The sequence below is a fragment of the Planococcus sp. RAB007_Raresut genome (genome assembly GCF_057369535.1).
The window spans coordinates 54,178-66,324 of record NZ_JBXYIF010000004.1; the positions used below are offsets into that span (position 1 = coordinate 54,178).

Genomic DNA, 12,147 nt, shown 5'->3' on the forward strand with positions numbered 1-12,147 from the left:
GTATTAAATGTTTTATCAGCAACAAAAAAAGAGTCCGGCAACAAGCCGAACTCTCAGGTAAATATTTTAGTTTGTCAGTTCACCAAAATTTTGGGCTTCCCCTATACTGATACTCACAGTGGCCTTTTCCAGTTTATACTGCTTATACCCATCAATATACTCCTCATACATTTCCAAATAAGTCTTAACAGCCTCATCCATTTTCTTCTCTTCATTCGCGATAACAGTCATGTCATTCATCCTCCTCAGTTTGGTTCACCACATGTATTGATCCCATGGCCAGCATCATTCCCATTAATGAATATCCCACTTCCAGCGACAGATCATATATGACAGTAAAGCGTAAAACCTAAATGATAATGGATAAAAGCTAGTGAAAATGGATACAAAAATCTTCTACTCTTAGCCAAGCTTGCTGAATGCTTTGGAAAGGCGTTCAGCAAAATCTTCATATGGTTCCTGGGATTTCAAGCGCAGACAATACATCCCCCGCTCCATAGAAAGGTGCTGCGAATAACTGGTCGGCAGTAAAATGGAATGCTGGATAAAAGCCTTCGTAAAAACCGCCAGCTCTTCAGGCAATAGAAAAACCTCCGCCTCATTTACACTTTCCGATTCATCGCGGAAAATTTTCAAAGGCACTTCGAGATCCACCGACAGGCTCTTGTGCTTCGAGGGATTCCTATGCACTTTAACCAAACGCTTCTTGTGCAGCTGCCAGAACTTATTATCCAGCTCCACCTCGGTGCCAATAAACCCCTTCTCGTCGTCTGCCGTCATAGCCTGATAATCAGTCCCAGCCATCTCGTCCACTCCTTCTAATTTCCTATCTTTCACATAAAACGAATAATTTCAAACCCACCGAATGATAAACTATTATTATTAAAGAGCAAATTTGTATAATCAAATATCTCTCATACCGATACCATTAACCTATATTACAAGCTAAAATCTGTAAAGTACCTATGAAAAATTCTTATAATTCAGAAATAATTTCATTTTCCTCATATACTTTCAGTCTTTAATATTGTTTCTCGCAAGAAAACTTGATAGCAGGTTATATATAGCTCCCTGCTATATTTCCTTATCGCCTAATTCGCCAGCTCCTCATAAAAAATAACTATAATATAATGTTTTTTGAAAAGTTTTTTTCGCGAAAAATTCTTCAGAATTGACATTAATGTTTGTTTACAGTCCAATTATGACAATTTACGATAAAGCATAAAAATGCATGAAGATTCATTCCATTAAAAGAAACGAACATATCTTCATGCATTTTTATTGTATATTTGAAGTTTTCTATAGATACTTCAATAACTATTTTATTTAGCTTTAGCTGCTCTTTTCTCTTTCATGTCTTTCTTATAATACTTGTCCGATGTGAAGAATTCGTTTTTCAACTGCTTCACTTTTTTGCTCAGCAGCAGAATCGCGATTAAGTTCGGAATGAGGATTGCCGCAAGCATGATGTCCAGGAAGCCCCAGATCACTTCAGCTGCACCAACAGCTCCTAATACAACTGCCAAAACATACACAACTTGAATTCCGTATGACGCTTTCAAGCCGAACAGGAACTCAGCCTGCTTCGCACCATAAAAGATGACGACCAAAATAGTAGAGAACACGAAGAAAATAAGCGCAATCGTCACCAGGATGCCGCCGAATTCACCGAAATACGATTCAAACGCCAGTGTCGTAAGCGCCGATGAATTCTCCATCGCCCCTTCTTCCATCCAAACGCCTGAAGACAAGACAACAAACGCGGTCGCCGTACAGACGATCAGCGTATCGACCACCACTCCGATGACCGCCCAGAACCCTTGGCGCACCGGATGATCTGTCGTTGCCGCCGCGTGAGCGATCGGTGCCGTACCGAGTCCAGATTCATTGGAATAGAGTCCGCGGGCAAAGCCCCACCGAATCACTTCCACAATCGCCGCTCCGGCAAAACCGCCCATGACTGGCGCCGGAGAAAATGCGTTGCTGAAAATCAGCATAAAGAATTCAGGAACCGCACTGACATTCATCAACAGAATCACAAATGCCCCGCCGACATAGATCAATGCCATAAACGGCACAAAAATTTCCGTAACCTTACCGATCCGCTTGATGCCGCCGAAAACAACCACCGACACCAGCAGCGCACTGGCAATCCCTGTCCATAGCGGCGGAATATTAAACGACGCTTCCACCGTATTGGCCACCGAATTCCCCTGCACCATGATGCTCGGGATCAGTTCAATCATCAACGCGAATGAAAACCAGATCCCCAGCCACTTCATCCCCAAGCCTTTCGTCATGTAATACATGGGACCGCCCACGTACTCGCCGTTCCCATTAATCTCGCGGTACTCTACCGCAAGCACGCTCTCAGAAAACTTCAAAGCCATACCGATCAAAGCAATGACCCACATCCAAAAAATAGCACCGGGTCCGCCAAACATGATGGCCGCCGGCACACCGACAATATTAGCCGCTCCGATCGTAGAAGACAGCGCGGATGTCAAAGCCTGCAGCGGCGTGACCGTCCCTTCGCCTTTCGGCTTCTTAAACATGCTGCCAAACGTTTGTCCCACTATGTAACTGAAATAACGAAACTGAAAAAAGCCAAGCTTAAAAGTCATATAAAGACCCGCCGCCAATAACATGGTAATGAGCGGAATCCCCCATAACCATGCTGAAAAATCAGCGATTCCCTGCAAAAAACGATCCAAAATACTTCCCCCTCAAATATGTACGATAAGAAATTCTTCCCGCAGGAATTAGGGCTTAAACAGAATATGGAACATCGAATTGAAATTTGTTAAGAAATTACAAATTGCTGACAGCGAGACGAGTAAATATAACTATTTATATAAAAAAAGAAAAGCCAGTCAGCTAGCGACCGGCTTTTCACTATTTTTTCTGCTTTTTTCGCTTTTCGCCTGCGAAAAGCATGCATTTTGTCTTTTGAATTTAACTTTTTTAGTATGTGTGTCTCTTTAGAAGTTAATACTCGTTTTTCTGAGCGCTTATTCTTAGTCAGATGTCGTGTTGGAAGCGGATATCCGCGCTCAAGAAATTATATCCGTGTTCAGCGATTTATATCCGCGTTCGAAAAATTATATCCGTGTTCAAACGATTATATCCGCGTTCGCCAATTTCCCGCTGATTTCTTCTAGTCTTTTTCGCTTTTCGCCTGCGAAAAGCATGTAATTGGGGTTTTGATCTTATTCTTTCAACAAAGAGTGGACTTAATCCATGTGAACTCCCTGTTTCCGCCTGCTTTTTCCCCGTCGACTGCCCTGATAATAGCGGATATCAACGCTCAGGAAATTATATCGACGTTCAGCGAAATATATCGCCGTTCAAAAAATTATATCAACGCTCAGCAAAATATATCGCCGTTCAAAAATTTATATCAACGTTCACCCTAACCCCGCCAAAATCCATTTCACTTCTTAAACCGCTCCAGCCACTCACCTAAAACATCCAGCAACTCATCATCCACGGGCTGCCCCAATTGAGCTTTATATTCCTTGATCAACCCGAGCATTGTATGCTGCCCGTCGTATTTCCGCAGAATATGATTCATTCCAGGAATAATCCGCCACTCAGCCTCGCCTTTCACCAGTTCCGGTATCCGCTTCACATCCTCGGGCGGCACCTGCACATCTTTCTCTCCCGTGACAGCCAGCACCGGACATTTCACTCTACTCAAATACGCCGTCGTATCAAAAGCCAATGTCTCCCGCAGCCACTTCGCGTTGATCCGCACGCCTTGGACGCGCATCACGTCTTTATTCGACTCCGCCACTTTCCGGAAAATCTTCTCATTCTGCTTTTTCGCCTTAGCCGTCACATTCAGCTTCCGGTAAAGCCATCCTTTCATTCCTCCGGCACGATCCATCTCGCCAAACGCTGCTTCACTCTGTAAAGCTGAGAAATCCTTGGAAGGACCCGCTCCTCCTGACAATAAAATCATTCCTGCAGCCGCTTCCTGCACATGAACAGCCGGCGCCATCAAAGCACCTTCACTATGCCCGAGAATCACCACATGATCAGAATCGACTTCCGGATAACTCTTCAAGAACCGCAGAGCTGCTGCTGCATCTTCAATAAAATCACTGATGCCCGCTTCCAGGAAACTGCCGCCGCTTTTATTGATACCGCGCTTATCGTATCGCAATGTGACAAATCCAATGCCTGTAAGAAAATCCGCCAGATCCTTGTAAATGTTCATCTCCAGCTTCTTCAGATTGCCGTCACGATCGCCTTTCCCCGAACCGGAAATGATCAGCACCGCCGGAAACGCTTCATCGGTGCAATTCGGAATCGTCATCGTCCCGCTAATCCCGACTTCCGATTCAATCAAAACTTCAAGCTTCTTACTCATCCGCTTTTCCCCTCTCCGCTTCTGGAATAATGACAGTTGATATGACCCGCTTCGTCCGCTCCTCTGTTGGTTCATACTTTATATACTTCGCAAACACACCCCGAAGGTCGGTCAAAAGCCCATCAAATTCCTCGTCATCAAGATGCAAGGCCAATTGCCGGTATCCGACCCCGTCCCGCTCAAGATCCACCGGCCCATTGTCCAGATACTCCTCAAAACTTTTCGTTAAATGCACCGCAAAGAACATAAAATATTTCAGGTGATCTTCCTTCGTCAGCTCCATCACTTCATCGTTCGTCAGAACAGCAGCCGCCCCGTTCAACTCATACGTCTTCTCAACCGCACCACGGATCTGCTTCTCTTCCGTCACCGCCAGCACCTCAGCCTTAACCAAAATATCCAGCTGCCGGTAAAGCGTCGCCTGCGCAATATCCTTCAATTGCCCCGCCATCTGCTTGGCCGTCGTCGCCTGCCCGTCCAGCAACTGCTGAATAATCCGGAGCCGCACCGGATGGAGAATCGTTTCCACCTTGTTCACTGTCTCACCTCTTCATTATTATCATTTTTAATAATGTTATCATAACTGATAATTAAATACATCATCTTTTTTTATAAGAATTCATCTGTGAAAAAATGTTTAATATCTTGATTCTTTAAGCCCAATATTTTACAAGTCTGCTAGTCTTAACTATTCATTTTTCAGAATAATTAGTTTTCTAATTGATTAATCCCTAATTTTTACTTATTTTTAAAGAAGAACCTAAATTTGAAGGAGGAAATCAATGAAGACTTTTCTCAGATCGACCGGTTTCATGCTGCTCATTGCCGTATTGGTCATTGGAATATTCACGCCAACAGGACTCGCAAAAAACAAGGCTATTGATTACGACAGCTACGATGAAGTCGCTATTGCGCAAGATGGGATGGTCGCAACCGCCCACCCACTGGCTTCTGAAATCGGCGCAGAAGTGCTGGAGAAAGGCGGCAACGCGATGGATGCCGCGATTGCAATACAGTTTGCGTTAACAGTCACTGAACCGATGATGTCCGGAATCGGCGGCGGCGGTTTCATGATGGTGTACGACGCTGAAACTGGCGAAACACAGATCGTCAACAGCCGCGAACGCGCTCCGGCTGGTGCAACTCCTGATATGTTCCTTGACGAAAATGGCAATCCGATTCCTTTCGGTGAACGTTCCACAGGCGGAACGGCCGTTGGTGTACCTGGAACCGTCAAAGGACTTGAAGAAGCACATGATCGCTGGGGTACGAAACCATTCCAACAATTAATCAATCCTGCCATCAAACTCGCACATAAAGGATTCCCGATCGACTCGGTACTTGCCGATGCAATTGAAAGCAACTCAGGCAAGCTTAGCCGCAGCGCAGCAGCAGAAGTGTTCCTGCCAGATGGGCAGCCGCTGGATGAAGGCGACTGGCTTGTTCAAAAAGACTTGGCAAAAACGCTGAAACTCATCCGCTCCCACGGGGCCGATGCTTTCTATGAAGGCGAAATTGCTGATGCTTTGGCTGAAACCGTGCAGGACTTTGGCGGCTCCATGACAGCAGACGACTTGTCAGATTATGAACTGTCAATTGATGAACCGATCTGGGGCGAATTCCAAGGCTATGATATCGCGTCAATGCCTCCTCCAAGTTCAGGCGGCGTCTTCCTGCTGCAAATGCTTGGCATTTTGGACGGCTTCGACCTCTCCCAATATGACGTAAGATCTTGGGAGAAATATCATTTATTAGCTGAAACCATGCACTTGGCTTACGCGGACCGCGCAGCTTATGCCGGCGACCCTGATTTTGTCGACGTGCCGCTCAACGGTTTATTGCATCCCGACTATATCGCGGAACGCCGCGCTTTGATTGATTTGAATTCAGTCAATGAAAACCCGACAGCCGGCGACCCGTGGCAATATGAAAATGGAACGCCTGATTATGAAGCAACTGAACAGCCGGACCAAAACCAGTACGGCGAAACTACCCACTTCACGGTAGCTGACCGCTGGGGCAACGTCGTTTCCTACACCACAACGATTGAGCAGGTATTCGGTACAGGCATCATGGTTCCGGAATACGGCTTCATGCTCAATAACGAGTTGACCGATTTTGACGCAGTGCCAGGCGGCGCCAATGAAGTACAGCCGTTCAAACGGCCGCTCAGCTCTATGACGCCAACAATTGTCTTTGATGGAGACGAGCCGGTGTTGACCGTCGGATCTCCAGGCGGACCTACCATCATCACATCTGTGCTGCAGACGATACTTCATGCCATCGAATACGACATGGAGCTGAAAGCCGCGGTGGAAGAACCGCGTATTTTCACAAATAACCTCAACTCCTATCGTTACGAAACCGGCATTTCAGCCGATGTTTTAGAACAATTAAACAGCATGGGACACTCATTCGGTGCATCTCCAACTGTCATCGGTAATGTCCAAAGCATCCAAATCGATCCGGAAACCGGCGAATTCAAAGGTGTCGCTGACTCCAGCCGAAACGGAGCAGCCATCGGAATCGATCTGAAGAAAGGAAAAGATAAAGGCAAGGGTAAAGGTAAAGGCAAAGGGAATTAAATAGACACGCACAAAAGGCCCGTCACCTAGCGACGGGCCTTTTGTTCTTTTCTTTTTCGCTTTTCGCCTGCGAAAAGCATGCATTTTGTCGTTTGAATTTAACTTTTTTAGTATGTGTGGCTCTATTTAAGCGAATGTCCGTTTTTCTAAGCGCTTTTTCTTAGTCAGATGGCGCGTTGGAAGCAGATATCCGCGTTCAGCAGATTATATCCGCGCTCAAGAAATTATATCCGTGTTCAGCGATTTATATCCGCGTTCAAAAAAATATATCCGTGTTCAGCGATTTATATCCCCGTTCGCCAATTTCCCGCTGATTTCTTCTAGTCTTTTTCGCTTTTCGCCTGCGAAAAGCATGCATTATAGGGTTTTGATCTTATTATTTGAAGGAATAGTCATGCCTTTCTCAGTTAGTGCCAGTTTTCAAGCTACTTTCCCTCATTTTCCTGGTTGGAATCCAGCAGATATCTTCGATTAGAAATTATTCGGGCGTTCAGATGATTAATCGGGCGCTCAGCAATTTAATCAGGCGTTCAAAAAATTATTCCGGCGCTCAGCGATTTAATCGGGCGTTCACACATTCCACCCGCACATCTTCCCTCAACAAAACCCAAAACCCAGCTGCAAAAAACAAGGCCCGTCATGCCGACGGGCCGCTAAAAACTTCAGTCAAATCTCCTCAACCTACAGCCTTGCTCTAATACAAAGCTACCCCTTCGACACAACCTTCCCATAAAGCCTATCCAGATGCCCAAACCCGATATCCGTATCCACTTCCCCGAAAACTTTCTTCACATCCAAATCCTCGCCCTGCAGCCAGCTATCAAAATCAAAAACAACCGGCTCCTTATCTCCGCCCAGCGCAAACCATGCCTGCCCCTCTTCCGGCACATAGGCAGAAGTGTGAATCGTCCCCGCCCAGCTCTTATACTGCTTGGCGAAAACGCCGCCGTCACTATCATTCAACAACCGAAAAGCCCGGCCAACTTCCTCCGTATCTTCAGGCCGGCTCGTCATCGCCTCCAGCCGTTCATATGAATCTTTCAAATAATTACGATTCTCCGTCTGCTGAATCTCGAAATGGTTCGTGCAGACATTCGCCGACCGCACATTGACAGCACGCGGACTCGCCTCGACAATCGCACTTTGCCCCGACCGGTCCTTCATTACATAACTGAACGAACCGCGATGCGGAATTTCCTTCAACAGCGCCACCGCTTCATTCACATCCGCGCACGTCTCCAAGATGATCCGGCCGATGGTGTAACAGACAAATCCATCCCCCGGCTTTTTGCGATGCGTGAAATTATAGCCCATCGCCAGCCCTTTCTCGTTCATGCCATCCATTCTGCCGGTAATCCGCTGCGCCGGTCCGATTGTCGCATAGCCATGACCATCCGTCGGCTGAAATAAAACATAGCGTCCCTCATAAGTCTGCGGATGAAAATCGTAATTGCGAACCAGAAAATCATCGCCCACCACAATGGAACACCCTGACGGCATCGCGTCAATCCGGTATCCCCCGTAATCGCGCAGCACCTCTTCCATCGGCAGCTCCAAACTTTCCTGCATCCCCGTCAGTTCATCCCAGACGCCAGGCGCAAATTGCCGAAAAGCATTCATCGTTTCATTTACATCGATTTCAAATCGCGGCCGCTTCGCCGTCCATTGCTTTCTTCTGTTTTCAAGTGTGATCGAATCCTTTAAATATTGTCCATGCAAATATCCCAAATCATAATGGCTGCCACGGAACTGCACAATATCGCTATGTATCTTCTTCATCGTCTCCACCTCACCACTTCTTTTACTCCAATCATCATATCAATATCCTGAACGGGAAGGATAGAATTCTGTTTCACTATAATCAACCTTTAAATCATGGGGGATGAAAATGAAATTCAAGACGCAGACTGGCTTTGCATCATTGCCAAAAGGAATCTAATGCCTCAATATTCCGAGGCATTAGATTCCCCAAAAATAAAAAAGCACTCCCTATAGGAGTTGCTTCGCTTCACTATAACTTTTCATCCACTTCTTCCATAAATCCATTCTCATCAGCCGCAGTCGCGACTTCTCGCAAAGTTTTTGCAAACTCTTCCTGACTCTTGCAGAAAATGACCTGTTGTTCTTCCATGACTTTTGCTTGAATTGTTTTATTCATTCTTTTACCTCCAAAATTGAAATTCGTCTTATACATAAATTATTTCTATCGACTTTATTCCCTTCTAGCCTTGCAATAAACATCCTGCCTCCCATTCCGCTTACAAAAAAATGCATGAAGACTCCATTTCTGGAATTCTTCATGCATTCTAGATAAAACATTTAAGAAACGCTTTCCCGGACATCCGCAAGAAAACTTTCCACATCTTCTTTTGAAGTATCAAAAGACGTAACTAGCCGGATCTCATTCTTTTCTTCATTCCATACCGCAAACGAATGTTTCTCTTGAAGCCGTTCAATCTGCGCTTTTGGCAATGAAACAAAGACAGCGTTTGACTCGACGGGTTGAGTCAGTGAGATCTCAGGGAATTCCATCAACCCTTCTGCAAGCAGCCCGGCCATTCCATTGGCGTGGCGGGCATTATCCACCCACAAATCATCTGTCAACAAACGCTCAAATTGAGCAGCAATAAAGCGCATTTTAGAGCCCAGCTGCATCCCTTGCTTTCGAATGTATTTCAGCTCAGACATCAAATTCGGGTTAAAGCATACAACCGCCTCACCAATCATCAAGCCATTCTTCGTTCCGCCAAACGCCAGCATATCGATGCCGGCATCCACCGTCATTTCGGCCAGGGTACAACCCAAGTGAGCCGCCGCATTACTCAGCCTCGCCCCGTCCATATGTACATAAAGTCCATTTGCATGCGCAAAACGAGTGATTTCTTTAATCTCCTCAATCGTATAAACAGTTCCAAGTTCCGTGCATTGTGAAATGGAAACGGCTTTCGGCTGGCTTCGCTGCTGGTTGCCGATATTGTGCAAATGCTGCCAGATTTGACTTACGGTCAGTTTGCCGTCCGCCGAAGGGACCGTCAGCAATTTGCCCCCGATGAACCCTTCTGCCGCGCCGCCTTCATCGGAGTTGATATGAGCGCCGTCCGTGCAGATAATCGCCTGATGCGATCGTACCATCGCTTTCAATCCCGTCACATTCGCGCCTGTCCCGTTAAAAACAAATTCTACTTCGCTCTCTTCTCCAAAATGTTCCTTGAACTTTTTGATGGCCGCAGCCGTGTATTGATCACTTCCATAGGCAGGAACATGGCCGTCATTCGCCTGTATAATCGCTTCCATAATAGTGGGATGGATTCCTGAATTATTATCGCTTGCAAACATTTTCTTAGTCATTGAGTTCGCCTCCTTTCTTTATTTTAATGCAGATCTTCGAATCGTAAACCTGCAGGTACCAAATCACTTACGAGAATTAAGAGAAGACCACCCCATCCCTGAAGTGGTCTTCTACTCGATAGCCGCATTGCACCTTTACCAGGAAGCCTGATAATAGAAAAATACTTCGCTGGATTCCTTCGTATCAAGCAAGATTTTCAGCTGTGCTGCAGTATATTCGAGCGCCCCATAATATAATTCATCATAATCGAGTGAGCCAAAGAACGGCCCCGGCATCGGCGGCAGAAGTTTCTCTGCTTCGAACCAGTCGCTGCTGCGCGCGTGCAAACACAATTCCCTTAACTCAATCAGCTTCTCCCTCGGAACTGGATACTCTCCCCAATCATCAATGCCTCCTTGAATCTCCGTTACGAACCACCCATGGATTGCATTCGCCTTTCGCCACTCCAGCCAGTATTCACGATCTTTGTACTCCTTCTTCTCCATCTCGTGGTAACTGTAAAGATACATGTCCAACCCCATTCGTCTTCCCCCTTCATTTATCAAATCGGTGAAATAAAAAATGATTGCCCCTAACCCAATACACCATTTCTACTCAATGAATAGAAAAAAGGCATAAGTGTTAGAGGCAATCATTGGTATCTGCATAAGCTTCTGAATTTATCATACCAGAAAATATAGTGATGAAAATTATAATTTCCAACAAAATAATAGATTCTTTCATCCCACATATCTACCCACGCTTTCAATTCTTTCCTCACTAAGCCTGTCTCCGCAAATGCTCGAGATTCCAATATTCCATGGTTCTTTCAAAATTCCATGCATCCCGGCACATATCCTTTATATCCAGTTTAGCTGACCACCCCAACTCCTGTTCCGCCTTTGAAACATCCGCATAACAGGAAGCGATATCTCCCGGTCTGCGTTCTGTAATTTCAAAGGGTATACGGATTTCGTTAGCTTCTTCAAATGCTTTAAGCAACTCCAATACGCTGGTTCCTTTACCGGTACCCAGATTATAAGTAATAACTCCTTCCGATAAATTATTTAACGCAGCGACATGACCATCTGCCAAATCTAATACATGTATATAATCACGCACCCCTGTCCCATCGACTGTCGGATAATCATTGCCAAAAACTTTCAGCTCCATCAGCTTCCCTAATGCCACTTGAGTGATATAGGGCATAAGGTTATTGGGCGTACCGGTAGGAGCTTCGCCGAGCAGTCCGCTTTTATGGGCTCCAACAGGATTGAAGTACCTGAGGATCGTTACAGAGAAACCGGGATTAGCTTTGCCGACATCTGTTAGGATCCGCTCACTTATCGCTTTCGTTTCCCCATACGGATTCGTTGTCGGCAAAAGACATGTACTTTCCGCAAAAGGAACAGCTTCATTGTTGCCGTAGACAGTTGCAGAAGAGCTGAAGACAAACTTTTTAACGCCTTTAGCGAGACAGGCTTTGGCAAGCACCATTGTGCTGATAAGATTATTGAAGTAGTAATCCAGCGGCTTTTCTACGGATTCGCCAACAGCTTTGAATCCAGCAAAATGGATAACTGCATCAATCTGATAATTATTAAATATCCATTCGACAGCTTGGGCATCGGTAACATCAATTTCATACGAATCCACTTCTTTGCCCGAGATTCTCATTATATTCTCGACTGTTTCACGATTGCTGTTGCAAAGATTATCTGCAATTATCACCTTATGCCCCGCTTCGAGTAATGCCAGGGAAGTATGTGATCCAATATAACCAGCTCCGCCAGATACCAGTATATTCATAATGTCACCGCTCCTTTTGTTTTTATAATCAATAAAAACCTGGAAAACGA

The 12,147-nt window shown here is 45.6% G+C and carries 11 protein-coding genes; 1 reads left to right on the plus strand and 10 read right to left on the minus strand.

What is annotated here, in order from left to right; translation table 11 throughout:
- Positions 1-66: 66 nt before the first annotated feature.
- The 5 genes from AC2Q9J_RS09200 to AC2Q9J_RS09220 form a co-directional block, all read right to left on the minus strand.
- A complete protein-coding gene (locus tag AC2Q9J_RS09200; protein ID WP_499039228.1) occupies positions 67-231 on the minus strand; it encodes a hypothetical protein in 165 nt (54 codons plus the stop codon).
- Between the two features lie 171 nt (positions 232-402).
- The gene (locus AC2Q9J_RS09205) at positions 403-804 is read right to left on the minus strand and encodes a hypothetical protein (protein WP_499039230.1); all 402 of its coding nucleotides are present in this window, start codon (positions 802-804) and stop codon (positions 403-405) included.
- Positions 805-1,322: 518 nt separating this feature from the next.
- A complete protein-coding gene (locus AC2Q9J_RS09210; RefSeq protein ID WP_499039232.1) occupies positions 1,323-2,714 on the minus strand; it encodes an alanine/glycine:cation symporter family protein in 1,392 nt (463 codons plus the stop codon).
- A 719-nt stretch (positions 2,715-3,433) separates the two neighbouring features.
- Positions 3,434-4,375 (minus strand): alpha/beta hydrolase family protein, encoded by a 942-nt coding sequence (locus AC2Q9J_RS09215; RefSeq protein WP_499039233.1) that lies wholly within the window; start codon positions 4,373-4,375, stop codon positions 3,434-3,436.
- A complete protein-coding gene (locus AC2Q9J_RS09220; RefSeq protein ID WP_341202550.1) occupies positions 4,368-4,913 on the minus strand; it encodes a helix-turn-helix domain-containing protein in 546 nt (181 codons plus the stop codon). The genes AC2Q9J_RS09215 and AC2Q9J_RS09220 overlap by 8 nt, the downstream gene beginning before the upstream one ends.
- 244 nt (positions 4,914-5,157) lie before the next feature.
- Here AC2Q9J_RS09220 and ggt point away from each other — a divergent pair, with 244 nt between their 5' ends.
- Positions 5,158-6,960, plus strand: coding sequence for a gamma-glutamyltransferase (gene ggt / locus AC2Q9J_RS09225; protein ID WP_499039235.1), 1,803 nt, complete (start codon positions 5,158-5,160; stop codon positions 6,958-6,960).
- 705 nt (positions 6,961-7,665) lie between these two features.
- Here ggt and AC2Q9J_RS09230 read toward each other — a convergent pair.
- From AC2Q9J_RS09230 to galE, 5 genes are all read right to left on the minus strand, one after another.
- On the minus strand, positions 7,666-8,739 hold the full coding sequence (locus tag AC2Q9J_RS09230; RefSeq protein WP_499039237.1) for a C45 family autoproteolytic acyltransferase/hydrolase: 1,074 nt from the start codon (positions 8,737-8,739) through the stop codon (positions 7,666-7,668).
- A gap of 232 nt (positions 8,740-8,971) precedes the next feature.
- Positions 8,972-9,118, minus strand: coding sequence for a hypothetical protein (locus tag AC2Q9J_RS09235; RefSeq protein ID WP_499039239.1), 147 nt, complete (start codon positions 9,116-9,118; stop codon positions 8,972-8,974).
- Between the two features lie 161 nt (positions 9,119-9,279).
- Positions 9,280-10,308 (minus strand): threonine aldolase family protein, encoded by a 1,029-nt coding sequence (locus tag AC2Q9J_RS09240; protein WP_499039240.1) that lies wholly within the window; start codon positions 10,306-10,308, stop codon positions 9,280-9,282.
- A gap of 135 nt (positions 10,309-10,443) precedes the next feature.
- Positions 10,444-10,830 (minus strand): hypothetical protein, encoded by a 387-nt coding sequence (locus AC2Q9J_RS09245; protein ID WP_499039242.1) that lies wholly within the window; start codon positions 10,828-10,830, stop codon positions 10,444-10,446.
- A 238-nt stretch (positions 10,831-11,068) separates the two neighbouring features.
- Positions 11,069-12,097 carry a UDP-glucose 4-epimerase GalE gene (gene galE, locus AC2Q9J_RS09250; RefSeq protein WP_499039243.1) on the minus strand — a complete coding sequence of 343 codons (1,029 nt, stop codon included), beginning with the start codon at positions 12,095-12,097 and terminating at the stop codon, positions 11,069-11,071.
- Positions 12,098-12,147 lie beyond the last annotated feature (50 nt).